The sequence below is a fragment of the Pantoea sp. E956-1 genome (genome assembly GCF_982223955.1).
In genome coordinates, this window is record NZ_CEUYZP010000012.1 from 99,315 (window position 1) to 117,540 (window position 18,226).

General features: G+C 55.0%; 16 protein-coding genes and 3 tRNA genes. 8 read left to right on the top strand and 11 right to left on the bottom strand.

What is annotated here, in order from left to right; genetic code table 11:
- Positions 1–84: 84 nt before the first annotated feature.
- The 4 genes from AC0T7J_RS21805 to orn all read right to left on the bottom strand — a co-directional run bounded on the left by AC0T7J_RS21805 (position 85) and on the right by orn (position 1,068).
- A tRNA-Gly gene (locus tag AC0T7J_RS21805) sits at positions 85–160 on the bottom strand.
- Positions 161–185: 25 nt separating this feature from the next.
- Positions 186–261 (bottom strand) — tRNA-Gly (locus tag AC0T7J_RS21810).
- 28 nt (positions 262–289) lie between these two features.
- Positions 290–365, bottom strand: a tRNA-Gly gene (locus tag AC0T7J_RS21815).
- A 154-nt stretch (positions 366–519) separates the two neighbouring features.
- A complete protein-coding gene (orn, locus tag AC0T7J_RS21820; protein WP_031592728.1) occupies positions 520–1,068 on the bottom strand; it encodes an oligoribonuclease in 549 nt (182 codons plus the stop codon).
- Positions 1,069–1,169: 101 nt separating this feature from the next.
- On the opposite strand from orn, the gene rsgA reads away from it, so the two are divergent.
- The 3 genes from rsgA (at position 1,170) to mscM (ending at position 6,634) form a co-directional block, all read left to right on the top strand.
- Positions 1,170–2,219, top strand: a complete 1,050-nt coding sequence (gene rsgA, locus AC0T7J_RS21825) for a small ribosomal subunit biogenesis GTPase RsgA (protein WP_031592727.1) — start codon at positions 1,170–1,172, stop codon at positions 2,217–2,219.
- A 171-nt stretch (positions 2,220–2,390) separates the two neighbouring features.
- Complete coding sequence (gene asd, locus AC0T7J_RS21830) at positions 2,391–3,290, top strand: archaetidylserine decarboxylase (RefSeq protein WP_473796981.1); 900 nt, start codon at positions 2,391–2,393, stop codon at positions 3,288–3,290.
- A gap of 14 nt (positions 3,291–3,304) precedes the next feature.
- A complete protein-coding gene (mscM, locus tag AC0T7J_RS21835) occupies positions 3,305–6,634 on the top strand; it encodes a miniconductance mechanosensitive channel MscM (protein WP_473796984.1) in 3,330 nt (1,109 codons plus the stop codon).
- 377 nt (positions 6,635–7,011) lie between these two features.
- On the opposite strand, the gene mdh is transcribed toward mscM, so the two are convergent.
- Positions 7,012–7,950 carry a malate dehydrogenase gene (gene mdh / locus AC0T7J_RS21840; protein WP_473796987.1) on the bottom strand — a complete coding sequence of 313 codons (939 nt, stop codon included), beginning with the start codon at positions 7,948–7,950 and terminating at the stop codon, positions 7,012–7,014.
- A gap of 428 nt (positions 7,951–8,378) precedes the next feature.
- Between mdh and argR the strand changes: the two genes are divergently transcribed.
- The 4 genes from argR to yhcN (AC0T7J_RS21860) all read left to right on the top strand — a co-directional run bounded on the left by argR (position 8,379) and on the right by yhcN (AC0T7J_RS21860) (position 10,299).
- A complete protein-coding gene (gene argR, locus AC0T7J_RS21845) occupies positions 8,379–8,849 on the top strand; it encodes a transcriptional regulator ArgR (protein ID WP_010256080.1) in 471 nt (156 codons plus the stop codon).
- A 474-nt stretch (positions 8,850–9,323) separates the two neighbouring features.
- The gene (yhcN, locus tag AC0T7J_RS21850; RefSeq protein WP_022623941.1) at positions 9,324–9,587 is read left to right on the top strand and encodes a peroxide/acid stress response protein YhcN; all 264 of its coding nucleotides are present in this window, start codon (positions 9,324–9,326) and stop codon (positions 9,585–9,587) included.
- A gap of 88 nt (positions 9,588–9,675) precedes the next feature.
- Complete coding sequence (locus AC0T7J_RS21855; protein ID WP_031592724.1) at positions 9,676–9,942, top strand: YdgH/BhsA/McbA-like domain containing protein; 267 nt, start codon at positions 9,676–9,678, stop codon at positions 9,940–9,942.
- Between the two features lie 93 nt (positions 9,943–10,035).
- Positions 10,036–10,299 (top strand): peroxide/acid stress response protein YhcN, encoded by a 264-nt coding sequence (gene yhcN / locus AC0T7J_RS21860; RefSeq protein WP_473796992.1) that lies wholly within the window; start codon positions 10,036–10,038, stop codon positions 10,297–10,299.
- 65 nt (positions 10,300–10,364) lie between these two features.
- Here the strand turns inward: yhcN (AC0T7J_RS21860) and AC0T7J_RS21865 are convergent, their stop codons facing one another.
- From AC0T7J_RS21865 to aaeX, 5 genes are all read right to left on the bottom strand, one after another.
- A complete protein-coding gene (locus AC0T7J_RS21865; protein ID WP_473796995.1) occupies positions 10,365–10,634 on the bottom strand; it encodes a barstar family protein in 270 nt (89 codons plus the stop codon).
- A gap of 60 nt (positions 10,635–10,694) precedes the next feature.
- Entirely contained in the window at positions 10,695–12,140 is a 1,446-nt protein-coding gene (locus tag AC0T7J_RS21870; protein ID WP_473796998.1) for an NAD-dependent succinate-semialdehyde dehydrogenase, read from the bottom strand.
- 113 nt (positions 12,141–12,253) lie between these two features.
- A complete protein-coding gene (gene aaeB, locus AC0T7J_RS21875) occupies positions 12,254–14,206 on the bottom strand; it encodes a p-hydroxybenzoic acid efflux pump subunit AaeB (RefSeq protein WP_473797002.1) in 1,953 nt (650 codons plus the stop codon).
- A 9-nt stretch (positions 14,207–14,215) separates the two neighbouring features.
- Positions 14,216–15,148, bottom strand: coding sequence for a p-hydroxybenzoic acid efflux pump subunit AaeA (gene aaeA / locus AC0T7J_RS21880; protein WP_013359200.1), 933 nt, complete (start codon positions 15,146–15,148; stop codon positions 14,216–14,218).
- Positions 15,149–15,155: 7 nt separating this feature from the next.
- Positions 15,156–15,359 (bottom strand): p-hydroxybenzoic acid efflux pump operon protein AaeX, encoded by a 204-nt coding sequence (aaeX, locus tag AC0T7J_RS21885; RefSeq protein ID WP_003855277.1) that lies wholly within the window; start codon positions 15,357–15,359, stop codon positions 15,156–15,158.
- A 230-nt stretch (positions 15,360–15,589) separates the two neighbouring features.
- Here aaeX and aaeR point away from each other — a divergent pair, with 230 nt between their 5' ends.
- The gene (gene aaeR, locus AC0T7J_RS21890) at positions 15,590–16,507 is read left to right on the top strand and encodes an HTH-type transcriptional activator AaeR (RefSeq protein WP_010256055.1); all 918 of its coding nucleotides are present in this window, start codon (positions 15,590–15,592) and stop codon (positions 16,505–16,507) included.
- A 252-nt stretch (positions 16,508–16,759) separates the two neighbouring features.
- Here aaeR and tldD read toward each other — a convergent pair whose 3' ends face one another.
- A complete protein-coding gene (gene tldD, locus AC0T7J_RS21895) occupies positions 16,760–18,205 on the bottom strand; it encodes a metalloprotease TldD (RefSeq protein ID WP_473797006.1) in 1,446 nt (481 codons plus the stop codon).
- Positions 18,206–18,226: the final 21 nt, after the last annotated feature.

Here is an 18,226-nt window from a genome sequence, read left to right on the forward strand (position 1 = left end):
CTGTGGATAACCTTCATGAAACAATCAAAATCACGCGACGTAAAACAGCCGCATAACGGACTGAAATGAGGGTGATGTTAAATCTGGAGCGGGAAACGAGACTCGAACTCGCGACCCCGACCTTGGCAAGGTCGTGCTCTACCAACTGAGCTATTCCCGCATAGAAGGGCACTGCTAAACAAAACTGGAGCGGGAAACGAGACTCGAACTCGCGACCCCGACCTTGGCAAGGTCGTGCTCTACCAACTGAGCTATTCCCGCAAAGAGGGTACTGCTTACATTTTAAAACTGGAGCGGGAAACGAGACTCGAACTCGCGACCCCGACCTTGGCAAGGTCGTGCTCTACCAACTGAGCTATTCCCGCGCCGTGTACCGTTAATAAATTCTTCACCGGTACGGGGTGCGCATTATACGAGAAATCGTTGCTGCTGCAAGCGTCTGAAAGCAAAAATTTTCGCTTTCCGCGCGTTTGCTGATTAAATCAGCAACCTGGTGATTTCATGCGCACCCGTCGCCGGTTAAAGCTGCAAAAAGTGTTCGCGGTAGTACGCCAGCTCCGCCACGGACTCGCGGATATCATCCAGAGCCTGGTGCGTCCCCCCTTTTTTGAAGCCAGGAAGGATATCGGGTTTCCAGCGACGAGCCAGCTCTTTCAGGGTACTGACATCCAGATAACGATAATGGAAGTACGCTTCCAGCTCAGGCATGTACTTAAACAGGAAACGACGATCCTGCCCGATGCTGTTGCCGCAGATAGGCGAGGTGTTCGCCGGAACCCACTGCTTCAGGAACTCAATGGTCGCCAGCTCTGCTGCGCGATCGTCAATCTGACTCTCCTTCACCCGCGCAACCAGGCCGCTGTTGGTGTGGGTGCGGACATTCCACTCATCCATCAGCGCCAGCTGCGCATCTGACTGATGAACGGCCATGACCGGCCCTTCCGCCAGAATGTTCAGGTTGGCGTCAGTCACCAGGGTCGCAATTTCAATAATGCGATCATGCGTCGGATCAAGTCCGGTCATCTCAAGATCAATCCAGATCAGATTCTGTTCATTTCCAGTAGGCATGCTGTTTCCTGCGGTTGCTGTAGTCGTCATTTACGATGAATAAGGTGTATCATAGACGTTTTGCCCAGCCGGGCGAAATCTGGCTAACGCTGTGAGGGTGAGTGAGTAAAAATAAACTGTCGAAGGGCCAACAACGCCGCGTAAGCGCTAACCACGATCGCCGTCTCAACCAGCGCAAAGAGCGTCCGGAAGCGGATGACAACCTGTTTGGTGAAGCTGCAGATGGGGTCGTTGTTAGCCGTTTTGGCATGCACGCTGATGTTGAGGATAGCGCAGGCGTCGCCCACCGCTGCAATATCCGCCGAACCATTCGTTCGCTGGTCACCGGCGACCGGGTGCTGTGGCGTCCGGCAACCAGCGGCAACAAAGGTATCGTTGAAGCGGTGCATGAGCGCACCAGCGTATTAACCCGCCCCGATTTTTACGACGGCGTGAAGCCGATGGCGGCGAATATCGACCAGATCATCGTCGTCTCCGCGATCCTGCCTGAACTGTCGTTAAACATCATCGACCGCTATCTGGTTGCCAGCGAAACGCTGGACATTGAACCGTTGCTGGTACTGAACAAAACCGATCTGCTGGATGACAAGGCGCGTGCGTCTGTCGATAAGCAGATGGATATCTATCGCAATATTGGCTATCGCGTGGTGATGGTCTCCAGCCGGGCGAAAAACGGCCTGGACGACCTGAAAGCGGCGCTGACCGACCGCATCAGTATCTTTGCCGGTCAGTCTGGCGTCGGCAAATCGAGTCTGCTGAATGCCCTGCTCGGCTTCGACAAAGAAGAACAGGTCGCTATTCTGACTAACGAGGTTTCGGATGGCTCAGGCTTAGGCCAGCATACCACCACCGCATCGCGCCTTTATCACTTCCCGGACGGCGGCGATGTGATCGATTCACCCGGCGTGCGTGAGTTCGGTTTATGGCATCTTGAGCCGGAACAAATTACCCGCGGATTTGTCGAATTCCGCGCATTCCTTGGCGATTGCAAATTCCGCGATTGTAAACACGGCAGCGATCCCGGCTGTGCCATCCGCGAAGCGGTCGAACAGGGCAAAATCAACAGGTCCCGTTTTGATAACTACCACCGTATCCTGGAGAGCATGGCGCAGGTAAAAACGCGTAAAAATTTCCCTGATGGTGAAAGTTAATCGGTATAACCGCGTCTGAACGGATAAGCCGACGCATTTTGCGAGGTGCATTCCAGTCGCGCGTCCAGACCGTGCAGCGTGCCGGAAATCGGGTATAGTCGCCATCTGAACGGGGCGCTGCTACAATCCGCCCCCTTTTTTACAACGTCATAAAATAGCCAGGAGGCTAAGGTGTTTGATCGTTTAAAACTCGGCTTGAATCATATTCTCCCGAAGAAATGGCTGACTGAACTTGCCGGTTGGGGCGCCAGTCGCCGCGGTGGTTGGTTGACCAAACTGGTCATTGACATCTTTGTCTGGTTTTACAAAGTCGACATGGCAGAAGCGCGCAAGCCCGATACCGCCAGCTATCGTACCTTTAATGACTTTTTCGTGCGTCCGCTGAAAGACGATGCGCGTCCGGTGGATGCCGATGCCAATCTCATCGCCCTGCCCGCGGATGGCGCTATCAGCCAGCTCGGCCACATTGAAGGCGATCAGATTTTCCAGGCTAAAGGTCATCACTACACCATCGACGCCCTGCTGGCGGGTGATGAGCGGATGGCGGCCCAGTTTGTTAATGGCGAGTTCGTCACCACCTATCTGGCACCCCGTGATTATCACCGCGTCCATATGCCGTGCAACGGTATCCTGCGTGAGATGATTTATGTGCCTGGCGACCTCTACTCCGTTAACCCGCTGACCGCGCGTAATATTCCCAACCTGTTTGCCCGTAACGAGCGCGTCATCTGCTACTTCGAAACCGATATCGGGCCGATGGTGCAGATCCTGGTGGGTGCCACCATTGTCGGCAGCATCGAAACCGTCTGGGCTGGCACCATCACGCCACCGCGTGAAGGCGTGATCAAGCGCTGGCACTATCCGGCAGCGGATGATGAAGGCGCCGTGGTGCTGTTGAAAGGCCAGGAAATGGGCCGCTTTAAGCTTGGCTCTACCGTCATCAACCTGTTCGCACCTGGCCGCGTCAAACTGGCTGAAAGCCTGGAAGCCGAAAGTAAAACCCGTCTGGGTCAACCGCTGGCGATTGCGCTGCCGGTCGCGACAGACATGTCCGACGTCATCGTCGATTAAATTGAGTATCCTCTGTGCGTTTGATTCTCCTCCTGCTGCTGAGCCTGTGGCTCAGCAGCCCGGCCTTCGCGGCCAGCCTTCCTGACGCCAGCCAGCTCAAACAGCAGCTGGAAGAGATAAAAGCGGCAAAAAGCTCGCCATCTCAGACTGAACAGATCCAGACGATTGAAGCCGCCTTAAACTTCCTTTCAGAACGCGATGAATCGCTGGAGCGGGCGGCGCAATATCAGCAGGTTATTGACGACTTTCCGCGCCTGGCACGCGAACTGCGTCAGCAGATTGCCGCGCTGAGTGACAGCGGGAAAACCGTGCGCAATAACATGAGCAGCGCCGAGCTGGATCAGGAGATCCTGCAGGTCAGCAGCCAGTTGCTGGAAGAAGGTCGTCAGGCGCGGCAGGAGCAGGATCGGGCGCGGGAAATCAGTGATTCGCTGTCGCAGCTGCCGCAGCAACAGACAGAAGCGCGCCGGGCGATGACGGAGAGCGAACGCCGGCTGCAGGGCGTCAGCAGTAGTTCGCCACAGGGCCAGCTGCAACTGGCGGCTCGCCAGGCGGAAAGCGCGGCGAATAAAGCGCTGGTCGATGAACTTGAGCTGGCCCAGCTCTCTGCCAACAACCGTCAGGAACTGGCGCGGATGCGGGCTGAAGCCCACCAGCGTAAAGCGACTCAGCTCGATAATTACCTGCAGGCGCTGCGCAACCAGCTCAACGATCAGCGACAACGTGAAGCGGAAGTCGCACTGGCTCGCACCGAGCAGCTGGCGGAAAACAGTGGCGATCTGCCGCCAGAGATCAGCGATCAGTTTCGGGTTAACCGCGAACTCTCGGTTGCCCTGAATCAGCAGGCGCAGCGCATGGATCTGGTCGCGTCGCAGCAGCGGCTGGCCACCAACCAGATTATTCAGGTCCGTCAGGCGCTTTCTACCCTGCGTGAACAGTCGCAGTGGCTGGGTGCCTCTAATCTGCTGGGCGAAGCGCTACGGGCGCAGGTCGCGCGTCTGCCGGAGATGCCCAAGTCGCAGCAGATTGATAATGAGATGGCACAGCTTCGCGTGCAGCGGCTCAATTATGAAGATCTGCTGGAGCGCCAGGAGGCGCTGCGTAAGGGACGGCAGGCCGATGGTCAGCCCTTCACCGCAGACCAGAAGCGTATTCTTGATGCGCAGCTACGCACACAGCGGGAACTGCTCAATTCGCTGATCTCCGGCTGTGACACGCTGATTCTGGAGATCACCAAGCTCAAGGTTGGCAATACGCAGTTGCAGGATGCGCTGACGGAAGTCAAAGAGGCGACGCACCGCTATCTGTTCTGGACCGCCGACGTTAACCCGATTGGTTTGAGTTATCCGCTGGATCTGGCCAAAGATCTTTCCCGTCTGCTGTCGCTGGATACGCTGGGTCAGCTCGGCAAAGCGATGGCAATGATGTTTACCAGCCGCAACTCGGTGCTGCCGATTATTGGTGCGTTGCTGCTGGTCGGCTTCAGCATCAGTTCGCGCCGCCATTTCAATGCCTTCCTTGACCGTTCTGCCAGCAAAGTCGGCAAGGTCACTCAGGATCGTTTCCGCCTGACTATCCGTACCCTGTTCTGGTCTATCCTGGTGGCGCTGCCGCTGCCGGTATTATGGGGGGCGTTGGGTTATGGCCTGCAGAACGCCTGGCCCTACCCTATCGCCGTAGCGATTGGTGATGGCATTACCGCCACGCTGCCACTGCTGTGGGCGTTTATGATCAGCGCTGCCTTTGCCCGTCCTAACGGCCTGTTCATTGTGCATTTTCGCTGGCCGCAAAACCGGGTGGCGCGCGCCATGCGCTACTACTCGCTGAGCATCGGATTGATTGTGCCGCTGATTATGTTGCTGATCGCCTTTGGTAATCTGGAAGATCGGCAGTTCTCCTCGTCGCTGGGCCGTCTCTGTTTCATCCTGATCTGCGGGGCAATCAGCATTGTCACCGTGAGCCTGAAGCGTTCCGGGATTCCGCTCTATCTCGATAAAGAGGGAAATGGCGAGAACATGGTGAACCGGATGCTGTGGAACCTGATGATCGCCATGCCACTGATGGCGGCTCTCGCTTCCGCCGTGGGTTATCTGGCTACCGCGCAGGCGCTGCTGGCGCGACTGGAGACCTCTGTCGCCATCTGGTTCCTGCTGCTGGTTATCTATCACATTATCCGGCGCTGGATGCTGATTCAGCGTCGCCGGCTTGGCTTTGATCGCGCCCGTCAGCGCCGTGCCGATATGCTGGCTAACCGTGCGCGCAGTGAAGAAGAGAAGGAGCAAGGCTCTCTGAACACTGATGCGATTGAAATTGAAGAGCCGGTAATTGATCTGGATGCGATCAGTGCGCAGTCGCTGCGGCTGGTACGCTCTATCCTGATGCTTATCGCCCTGGTCTCCGTTATTGTGCTGTGGTCAGAAATCCATTCGGCTTTTGGCTTCCTGGAGAATATTCAGCTGTGGGACGTCAGCACTTCCGTGCAGGGCGTAGAGTCGATTCAGCCCATTACCCTGGGATCGGTGCTGATCGCTATCCTGGTATTTATCATCACCACCCAGCTGGTGCGCAATATGCCTGCGCTGCTTGAGCTGGCGCTGTTACAGCATCTTAATCTGACGCCAGGCACGGGTTACGCCATCACCACACTGACCAAATATCTGCTGCTGTTGATTGGCGGACTGATTGGTTTCTCAATGATTGGTATTGAGTGGTCGAAGCTGCAGTGGCTGGTTGCCGCGCTGGGTGTGGGACTGGGGTTTGGTTTGCAGGAGATTTTTGCCAACTTTATTTCAGGTCTGATTATCCTGTTCGAAAAGCCGATTCGTATTGGCGATACCGTGACGATTCGCGACCTGACCGGCAGTATCACGCGGATTAATACCCGCGCGACCACCATTACCGACTGGGACCGCAAAGAGATCATCGTGCCGAACAAAGCCTTTATCACCGAGCAGTTTATTAACTGGTCGCTGTCCGATTCCGTAACACGCGTGGTGCTCACCATTCCGGCTCCGGCGAAAGTCAGCAGTGAACAGGTGACCACCATTCTTATCCAGGCGGCTGAACGCTGCAGCTATGTCCTGGACACGCCGCAACCGGAAGCCTTCCTGGTCGATCTGCAACAAGGGATTCAGTTATTTGAACTTCGTGTCCATGCCGCTGAGATGGGACACCGTATGCCGCTGCGTCACGAACTGCATCAGTTGATTCTGAGCGGATTCGATCAGCACGGTATTGAGATGCCGTTCCCGCCGTTCCAGATGCGTATGGAAACCCTGGGCAAGAAACTGCCTGCCAGCAACGGCACACCCGCGGCCCGCGCCTATAAGTCCGGCGGACTGTAATGCAAAACGCCCGGCTAAGCCGGTGCTGGTCAGTTAAGCGACAGGTGATAACGCAGTCTGGTGCGTGCTGTTAAAAAGGGCACGAGAGTGGAGGCCTGAGCGCCTCTGCTGCTGCAAGGGCTATCCGCAGCGCGGAGGCGCGACGGTGGGCCAGGGAGGGCCGATCCCCGAACGGTTCGTCGGCACGACGTCAAAGCCGAAGGTACCGCGTGAGCGGCGCAAGGACGGCCCGGCAGCAGCAGAGCTGCGCTGGCCCGCACTGCAGCTCGCTCGCCCAGAAAAAAAGCTGCCACGTTTGACCGTGACAGCCTTTACCAATCTAATCTTTACTAATCAGCATTACGGCCAGGCCTGGTTTTTTCAGTCTGAGCCGTCAGTTACTGCTTAACGAACTCTTCGCCCTGGGCGATATCTTTCTTCAGCGTATCCAGCATGCCTGACAGCGCCTGCTGTTCGTAAGCGCTGAGGGTACCAATTGGCCTGCGTTCAGCAATACCGTTTTTACCCAGCAGCAGCGGTTGTGAGAAGAAGCGCGCATGTTCACCCTCGCCTTCTACGTAAGCACACTCCACCACATTAGCCTCACCATTAAGCGCGCGTACCAGTGACAAACCGAAACGTGCGGCTGCCTGGCCCATCGACAGCGTGGCCGATCCGCCACCCGCTTTGGCTTCCACCACTTCAGTGCCGGCATTCTGGATGCGTTTGGTCAGATCGGCCACTTCCTGATCGCTGAAACTGACGCCTTTGACCTGCGACAGCAACGGCAGAATGGTTACGCCGGAGTGGCCACCAATGACCGGGACTTCCACCTGGTCAGGCTGCTTGCCTTTCAATGCAGCCACAAAAGTATTGGCGCGAATGATATCCAGCGTGGTCACGCCGAACAGACGATTCTTGTCGTACACACCGTGCTTTTTCAGCACTTCTGCCGCAATGGCCACGGTGGTATTGACCGGATTGGTGATAACACCAATCAACGCTTTAGGTGCCGTAGTGGCAACCTGTTCGATCAGGTTACGAACGATGCCTGCGTTAACATTAAACAGGTCCGCGCGATCCATACCGGGCTTACGTGCGACACCAGCGGAAATCAGTACCACATCAGCACCCTGTAAGGCGGGTGTGGCGTCTTCTCCACTGAATCCCTGAATAGTCACTGCAGTAGGAATATGGCTGAGATCAACGGCAACACCGGGCGTAACCGGCGCGATGTCATAAAGTGAGAGTTCTGAACCTGCGGGAAGCTGGGTTTTGAGCAGAAGTGCGAGCGCCTGGCCTATGCCGCCAGCGGCACCGAGAACGGCAACTTTCATTCTTAACTCCTTATTAAGGTGGGGCAGAGATGGGCCGAAATTCTATCTGTGTCAGACCTTAATCAACTGCTCAGGCGAAGATAAATATCCGCTGTTAATTCTACGTGTTTTCACACTTAATCTCCGGATTCAAAAGTTACTTATCATTGCGCCTGAATGACCGACAACTATGCCGTCGTCAGACAGAGAACGGCTACGTGCGTTTTCTGTTACTACACCACCAATAATATAACAACTTTGCAACCTTCGCTTTCCGGAGCTGTGACGCGTGTTTTGGTCTGAGCGGATTTATTTGCTATTATCGCCGCCCGCTAGCCGCCCGAACGCTGCTCATCAATCGAACGATTGCATAAAAATGCATTTAAATGCATAATCACCACTCTGCCGCGGGCGGATGCGCGGTTATTCTCATTTTTTATTGGTAACCTATGCGAAACCCATCAAAACAAGACGATCTGGTTAAGGCTTTCAAAGCCTTATTAAAAGAAGAAAAATTCAGTTCCCAGGGCGAAATTGTTCAGGCGCTTCAGGATGAGGGCTTTGAAAATATCAATCAGTCCAAAGTCTCGCGGATGCTGACCAAATTTGGCGCAGTGCGCACCCGGAATGCCAGGATGGAGATGGTCTATTGCCTGCCCGCTGAACTGGGTGTGCCGACCACTACCAGTCCGTTAAAAAACCTGGTACTGGATATCGACTACAACGATGCACTGGTGGTGATTCATACCAGTCCGGGCGCAGCACAGCTGATTGCACGTATGCTGGATTCACTGGGTAAGTCGCACGGGATTCTTGGCACCATTGCCGGCGATGACACGATCTTTATTACCCGTGCGCGCGATTTCACCGTTAAGCAGTTGCACGGCGCAATCCTTACCCTGTTTGAACAGGAACTCTGATCGCGGACTGACGACCGGCCATCATGCGCCAGATCGTCAGTTCATCTCTCTGCTTACACCGTTCCACAACCCTCAACCGCTATCAAAGGTGTAATAAGCCTGGTTTAGCGCCCCTCGCTATTGGTCAGATCTATTACTCTGCTTCACGTTTTGCGCTATTTTACGCTGCTTTACATCACTGAATAGGCACCATTACCCGGATCCAGATCAAACTCCAGTCCGATACACCCCCGTCTTTCGCACTAATCGTTAAAGTGATCTATCTCACTGTTTTTGTAACTAAAAGCAGCGAAAAGGCTATTTTTTACCCTGTTTTTATAACGATAGGTTATTAAAAGTAGCCATAAGGATAAAGAATCACAAAAAAACATTATTAGCGGGGTATTAATTCCTTCCGTTATTAGTTCTATACTTCTTTTCGTGATGCAAATCACACTAAATAAAAAGATAAAAATAGACGACGAGGAAAAATCCATGAACGTAAAAACTACTATTGCTACCCTGAGCATTCTTTCAGCCCTCTCATTTGGTGCTGTGGCAGCAGAATCTATTGATGCGTCACAGGCACAGAATCTGCAGGCTGTCGGCACCATCAGTGTCAGCGGCGTGGCGGGTTCACCGATGGATATCAAACAGAAACTCAGCGACAAAGCCGATCAGCAGGGCGCAAAAGCCTATCGCGTGATTGAGGCATACAACAACGGCAACTATCACGCTACCGCCGCACTGTATAACTAAGGCGTAACCGATAATGCCATCAGCTCTCTGTCTGACGCGCCCTTTTGCGCTCCGGAGAGCTGAAGCAGAAATTTCAGGAGAGTTGACCATGAAAATGAAATTAGCTATCGCTGCACTGAGTCTGGCATCCCTGTTCTCCGTGGGTGCTAACGCCGCCAGCCTGGTGTCCAGCGAACAGGCACAGGGTCTGCAGCCAATGAATCAGACCATCAGCATTGGTGGACGAAATGGCGACCAGACGCATATCCGTCAGGTGCTGTCAGAGAAAGCGGATGCCCAGGGCGCGAGCCACTATCGCATCATCGAAAACAACCAGGATAACACCTGGCACGTTACCGCTGAGCTTTATAAATAATTAACCGTGATGATGCCTGAATGGCGTCAGAAGATATCGACGACCCGCCTTTACGAGTAACCGCAGGTTGTTGAATGTATTGAGGAGACGAACATGAATATCAAAACAACCATCGCTACAGTCAGCTTGCTTTCCGTCATCGCGTTCGGCGCATCAGCCGCACAGCTGGTCACCGGAGCGCAGACGCAGAACCTGCAGCCTGCGGGCACCGTGACCATCAGTGGAACCGCGGGATCGCCAATGGATTACCGCGCTGAGCTTTCTCAGAAAGCGGATGAACAGGGTGCCAGCGCCTATAAAGTTATTGAGGCGCGCACCGGTGATAACTATCACATCACTGCACAGCTTTATAAGTAATTCCTCGTCAGATTTATGACGAACCCTTTGGCCCCGCTCGCCGGGGCCTTTTTTCATCTGACGTTTTATCTGACGTTAAAGTGAAGCTGGCCTTCCAGCTCTTCTTCCGCTTCATCAAATAACAGTATCAGCGCGCCATAACGCCGTCGCTGTCCCCTGCCCAGATTAACAAATTCAATCTCCAGCGGCAGCGGTAACCGATCGCCCGTCACCACATCCCATAATCCATCCAGATCGCAGATGCGGCGCTCTTCCAGCGCAAATCGCTCGCTGAACTGGCGGAAGAAATGGGCCTGATCGACAATTTCATTAAAATCAAAACGCTCGATTTTCATGCTGACGGCTCCCATGCTCCGTCTGCGGGCGACCTTTGCCGCCCGTTACTGTCCGCTAGCTCAAACCGCCAGGTGCAGCGCTTTGACCTCCAGGTACTCTTCCATGCCCAGTACCGAACCTTCGCGGCCCAGCCCCGACTCTTTTACACCACCAAACGGCGCCAGCTCGGTTGATACGGCACATTCATTGATGCCGATCATGCCGCTTTCCAGCGCGGCTGAAACACGGAACACCCGCTGCAGATTCTGGGTGTAAAAGTAAGCGGCAAGGCCGAACGGCGTATCGTTAGCGCGGCGGATGACGTCATCTTCATCATCAAAGCGGAAGCAGGCAGCCACCGGACCAAAAGTCTCCTCCTGCGCCAGCTGCATCCCTTCGTGCGCCTCAGTAATCACAGTAGGCTGCCAGAAGTTGCCACCCAGCGCATGTCGCTCGCCACCCGCCAGTAATTTGCCGCCTTTTGCTACCGCATCATTGACGTGCTGTTCAACCTTTTCCACTGCCGATGCCTCAATCAATGGCCCGACAATGACGCCCTCTTCCATGCCGTTGCCCACCTTCAGCTTGTTCACTTCGGCAGCCAGCTGCTGAGTAAAACGATCATAAATAGCATTGTGAATGTAGAAGCGGTTTACGCTGACGCACACCTGGCCCGCATTACGGAATTTATTGGCAATGGCGCCCTGTACGGCGGCATCAATGTCGGCATCGTCAAACACGATATAGGGGGCATTACCACCGAGCTCCATCGACACTTTTTTCATGGTTTCGGCAGCATTGCGCATCAATAGCTTGCCCACCTGGGTGGAGCCGGTAAATGAGATTTTACGCACCACTTTGCTGGCCATGATCGCATCGCTGATGGCATGGGTATCACCGGCTACCGCATTCAGTACGCCATCAGGCACGCCGGCCTCCTTCGCCAGCGCCAGCAGGGCAAAGGCGGAAAGTGGCGTGTTATTGGCAGGTTTGATAATACCGGTGCAGCCTGCAGCAAGGGCTGGCCCCAGTTTGCGGGTGAGCATCGCCATCGGGAAATTCCACGGCGTAATGGCAGCCACAACGCCAATCGGTTCGCGAGTTGCCAGAATACGGGAGCCGGGTTTAGCTGGCGGGATGATCTCACCATTGGTCCGTTTCGCCTGCTCGGCGAACCACTGAATAAAACTGGCGGCGTACTCAACTTCCCCTTCCGCCTCTTTCAGGGGCTTGCCCTGTTCGGTCGTCATCAGCTGTCCCAGCCAGCGCTTGTTCTCAATGATCAGCTGATACCAGCGAGTGAGAATTTCAGCGCGTGCTTTTGCAGTCTGCGCCCGCCAGACGGGAAATGCGCGCTCCGCTGCGGCGATAGCCTGTTCCGTTTCCGCTTTACCCGCTTTTGCCACCTGAGCAATCACCTCACCGGTCGCCGGATTGGTCACGTCAAAGGTGGAGGCAGCGTGATGCCACTGACCGTCCGCTAAATAGCCGGTCCGGAACAGTTCGCTCTCTTGCAGTGATTTCATTGATTCGCTCCTGTCAGTTTTGCTCTTCCGTCTGGAGAGTATAGTTGGCAAAAGCGACAGATTTTGTGATGGGCGGGGATTGCGCAGGCCGCTGCAGGTCACAGCGGCCAGATTCAGATTTGGATGAGCGTGTTCTGGTACTTATCCAGCATCATAGCCAGTCGTTTTACCGGTTCCGTTACGCTGGCGGGTGCCTCGTAATGGGCCAGTTTTTCCTGATAGACATCCAGCTCTTTCAGCAGACGTTCAAAATAGTAACGCCGCTTGTCATCGCTGCTGGCGGAGATCACCCGATCAGCGGTGTAACGCAACTGCCGGTGAAAAGCAGAGAGATCGGCATTCACCGGCACTTCTGCGTCGCGTAACCGCTGATGACCGATGATCAGTGTCAGGGCGATGCGATATTTGTTGATATCGCCCGGAAACAGGTTGAGCAGCAGAAACAGTTGCTGATAAAGGGCTGGCAGATGGTTTTCACGCCGGCGCGCCTGATTGGTCGTCATGGCTGAGACGGCCGCATACATAAAGCGGTTGAGCAGTTTGCGGCCGGTGCGCGCTTTTGATTTATCACGAATCAGCAGGATCACCATCATCGCCACAAAGCAGCCGATGACCTGGCCCAGAACGTTATCGAGAAAGACGTTAATGTGGAATTCCATCGGATTATCCAGCACCAGCACGTTGAGGGTGCCAATCAATGCCCCCAGCGTGCCGAGCTGACGCCGCTGAATGAAGATGCCACCGATAAAACCCAGCACGCCGATTGCGATGCAAAGCAACAGTGCGCTCTGCTGCGTAGCGGGGAGAACATACATAAAGCAGAGTGCGCCCAACGGAACTGCGACGGTCATGCCGTAGAGAAAGTCCTTTGCCATCATCAGCGGGTTGGGCATACGCATTGCCAGCGCCGTGATAACGGCCAGCATCACCATACAGCCACTGCCAGAGGTCCAGCCGGTATAGAGCCAGAACAGCGAACCCAGCGCGGTCGCCACAAAGGTACGGATACCGTTGATCATCGCATGATGCGTTTCAGCGGAACGCGCCTGAATAACCACTTCGCGCTGCAGAATCTCCTCTTCCACCGAGGTAATCCTGCTGTTGCTTTTGATTCCTTTCAGCAGCAGCAGATATTCGGTGGCGGTGCCCACCCAGCTGGCCAGCGTGACCGGCGTTGTTTTGCCACTGGCACGCATCACCCGCCGCATCACTTTCATCCGCTTATGCACCTCTTCAACGGTCGAGGCTGGTTTTTCAACCATCAGACGATATTGTGGCGGAATGTAATCAGGACGGGAATTCTGGATCAGAAAGGTTTCGGCTGCCTGCGTAATCAGCGTCAGCGACAGAGTATTAAGCATCTGCAAACGGCGGTTGCTGTTCTTCCAGCGTGAGGATTCCATCATCAGCTGGCTGCGCATACTGTTTAGTGCCGTGGTACGCCGTACCAGCGCGCTCCAGGCTTTGTCGACCTCTTCTTTATCACCGTGTGCGACGCAGAGTTGTAGTAGCTGATAGTGTGCCACCAGCAGCGAATCGACCTCAGCGTCGATCACCTTTTTAATCGAACGGGGTGAGAAAATCATATCAGCCAGAATGGCGCACAGAATGCCGAGTACGATTTCACTGCAGCGCTCTACCGCATATTGTGGCACCAGTGTCAGACCGCCGCTGGCGTTAGCCGTCACCACAATAATCAGCGCGGTGTAGCCCGCCAGTCCGAGCGCGTAAGAGTTTTCTACCTTGATCAGCGAAGAAAGCCAGACGCAGAGTCCTGCCCAGATGCAGCACAGCAGCAACATCACGACCGGGGCACGCACGGTGGCGATCATGATGGTCAGCGCGGCGATACAGCCAATAAATGTCCCGATAATACGCAAAACGCCGCGATAGCGTAGCGCCCCTGAATAGGGATCACCCCCGGCCGCAAACGCGGTACCGCCCGCCACGATACCGGCAGTCATCACCGCCCAGCGCGGCGTTTCAAGGTTAAAGTGAAAACCCACCATCAGCGCTAACACCAGCGCAAAGGTGAGCTTTACCGGGAACCGCAGGAACTCGATCATATCGCCCTCTTAACCAAACTCACGCAGGCGATTAAACAGTCTTATCATCGGTGAAACCTGTTCAGGCTGGCGATCGGCCTGGCCGGTGATCACCACTGTCGCTGTCGTTCCCGCCGGGAAGCGATTGCCGGGCTGCTGATCAAGCCGGATACGCACCGGCACACGCTGCGCCAGACGGACCCACTCCAGATTGGAATCTACCGTGGCCATGCCTTTGCTGTCGACCGAGCTGCTGCTGTTGGTGACGCCAGCCGCCACACTGTCGACGGTGCCACGCAATACGATGTTACTGCCAAGCGGGGTGACTTCCGCGCGAAAGCCCTTCTCTACGCCGTGCAGTTTGGTCTCTTCGAGGTAAGCCAGCACATAGAAGGAGTGCTGCTGCACCAATGCCACCGCCACAGAACCGCGGGTAATAAACTCACCCTGGTAGACATTGAGGTTAGTGACCCAGCCATCGGATGGCGCTTTCACGGTGGTGCGCTCAAGGTCAATTTTCGCCAGATCGCGGGTCGCCACCGATTTCGCCAGCTGATGTTCGCTGGTTTGCAGGTCGTTGTTGGATTGCTCGATAGCCTCGCGCGACATTGCGGAAGTACCCAGCTGGTTGCGACGCCCGGCTTCGCGACGTTTCTCACTCACCAGTGCCTGGTAATATTCAACATCGGCCTGTGCCTGATCGAGCGCTTTTTGATAGCGCGGCCGGTCAACCACAAACAGCGTATCACCCTTCTTCACCAGCTGGTTATCGTGTACCGGAACCTCGGTAATCAGGCCGGTGACGTCAGGAGAAATCGCCACCACGTCAGCGGCGAAACGCGCATCACGGGTCCAGGGCGATTCGGTATAGAACACCCAGGCGCGGAAAATAATGACCACTGCGATGATGACCAGCAGGATAGTAATCGCGTAGCGCGCGATTTTTCTTATGAGTGCTTTCACTTAAACCTCAGACTAATAAACGGGAGACAAGGTAAAACACACAGCAATAAAGCGCTGTATTAAAAAGTGCCGGATGCCAGACAAGATCGTAGATACCGCTCGGCGTAAGCACGCGTTTCACTAACCAGAACAGCATCAGTGAAATAATAAGTTCAATGAAAACGGGCGGAAAAGAGAGCCCAAACATGACAAATACCGGAAGCACACTCATCACAAATCCTTAGTTCGACCTTGCCGGGATACTCATGCCTCTTCAGATGTCGCGGGAAAAGCCTCTGGGAGCGTGATCCTAACCGCAGCTGGCTTAATAATAGCGTATCATCGAAGGGTAACAGGCAATGAAGAATCACCGGGAAATACCCCGGCGCGCTTATAATAACGCGCCTGACTATAAGTTTTCTACAGAATGTGATCTAAATCACTTTTAAGCCAGAGTAAACAATGGAACGACTGAAAGGCATGTCTGTCTTCGCCAAAGTGGTCGAACTGGGTTCGTTTACCGCTGCGGCGCGTCAGCTTCATCTGAGCGTCTCATCAATCAGCCAGATCGTCGCGAAACTGGAAGATGCATTACAGGTTAAGCTGCTGAATCGCAGTACCCGCAGTATCGGGCTGACCGAAGCGGGCAAAATCTATTATCAGGGCTGCCGCCGTATGCTGGCCGAAGCGACGCAGGTGCATGAGCAGCTTTACGCTTTTAACAATACGCCGATTGGCGTATTGAGAATTGGCAGCTCCTCGACCATGGCGCAGAACGTGTTAGCCGGCATGACCAGCGATATGCTGCGGGAATATCCAGGACTGAGTGTGAATCTGGTCACCGGCGTTCCGGCCCCGGATCTGATCGCGGATGGCCTGGATCTGGTCATTCGGGTGGGGGCATTAAAAGATTCCAGCTTGTTTTCACGTCGCCTTGGCGCGATGCCGATGGTGGTGTGCGCCGCAAAAAGCTATCTGGCCCAGCACGGCACGCCAGAGAAGCCGGGTGACATTGATAATTTTTCCTGGCTGGAATATAGCGTTCGGCCCGACAATAATTTCGAGCTGATTGCGCCGGAAGGTCTGGTGACCCGCCTGGCGCCGCAGGGACGTTTCGTGACCAATGATTCGCTGACGCTGATCCGCTGGCTGAAGTCGGGCAATGGCATCGCCTATGTGCCGATGATGTGGGTGATTGATGAGATCACCGCAGGCGAAATCGATATTCTGTTTCCGCAGTATCAGTCCGATCCGCGCCCGGTCTACGCGCTCTATACCGAGAAGGATAAGTTACCGCTCAAGGTGCAGGTCTGTATCGATTATCTGACCGGCTATTTTGAACAGGTGGCTGAACAGTATCAGCAGCACCGTAAAAGCTAACAATAGATTGTTGACAACATCTGTCCCGACCAGCTGTAAGACCCAGCCAGCGAAGGAAACACGGTCAGATCGGAAAGACGCAAAATCCGTCATCCCTGACACGCTCGTCCCGCGCCATCCGTGGCGCGGGACGCTTTCCTCCTCTGCCCGTGTTCCCTGCGCTTTCAGCTATTGCATTGCTGCCAGGTTCATCCGGCTATGGATTTGTCAGCATTCTGACAACCCGCCAGGCGGCGGGTTGTTGGGGTCACATCAGGCGGTGCCGCCGATGGTCAGTTTATCCAGCTTCAGGGTCGGCTGACCGACACCGACCGGCAGGCTTTGTCCCTCTTTGCCACAGACGCCGACGCCTTTATCCAGCGCCAGGTCATTACCCACCATCGAGATCTGCTGCATCGCTTCAATGCCGGAGCCAATCAGCGTGGCGCCTTTGACCGGTTTGGTAATTTTGCCGTTCTCAATCAGATAAGCTTCTGAAGTTGAGAAGACAAATTTGCCGGAGGTGATATCCACCTGACCGCCACCAAAGTTCGGCGCATAGAGGCCATATTCAACGCTTTCAATAATATCCTGTGGCGATGACTTGCCTGCCAGCATATAGGTGTTAGTCATGCGCGGCATCGGCAAATGCGCGTAGGATTCACGACGTCCGTTACCGGTTGGACTGACACCCATCAATCGCGCATTCAGCTTGTCCTGCATGTAGCCTTTCAGCACACCATTCTCAATCAGCATGTTGTACTGACCGGGTACGCCTTCATCATCTACCGCCAGTGAACCGCGCAGTCCTTCAAGGGTGCCGTCATCCACCACGGTACAGAGTTCAGACGCGACCTGCTGACCGATTTTACCGCTGAACACCGAGGTGCCACGGCGATTGAAGTCGCCTTCCAGACCGTGACCGACCGCTTCATGCAGCAGTACGCCAGGCCAGCCCGCGCCCAGTACCACCGGCAACGCACCAGCAGGTGCGGCTACGGCGGAGAGATTGACCAGCGCCATGCGCACCGCTTCACGCGCCCAGGCATCAGCGCGGACTTCGCCATCTTCATCCGCCAGGAAAAATGCATAGCCGGTACGCGCACCGCCGCCGCTTGCGCCGCGTTCACGTTTACCCTGATCTTCAACCTGGACGCTGATCGAGAGACGAACCAGCGGACGAACATCTGCCGCCAGCGTGCCGTCAGTTGCGGCCACCAGCACCTGCTCGTAAACGCCCGTCAGGCTGGCATTGACTTCCTGAACGCGCGGATCAGCTGCACGAGCCACTTTATCAACGCGATGCAGCAGGGCAATTTTGTCTTCACGCGTCAGGCTGCTCAGCGGATCGACTGCCGAATAGAGCGAACGGTTCATCACGGCAGACAGGGTGTGTGCCTTGCCATTTCCCTGTTCGCGCACGATGCTGCGTGCCGCTTCAGAGGAGAGACGCAGCGCATTGAGCGTAATCTGGTCTGCATAGGCGAAGCCGGTTTTCTCCCCGCTGACCGCACGCACGCCCACACCCTGATCGATATGGTAGGAGCCATCTTTAATGATTTTGTCTTCCAGCACCCAGGATTCGTGAAAACTGGACTGAAAATAGAGATCGGCATAATCCAGACGACGTTCTGAAAGCTGCCCTAACAGGGAAAATAGGTCCTGCTGATTAATGCCGTTAGCAGTCAGTAACTGCTCACTTACCAGGTTCAGAGTCATCGTTTCTCACTCATTATGTGC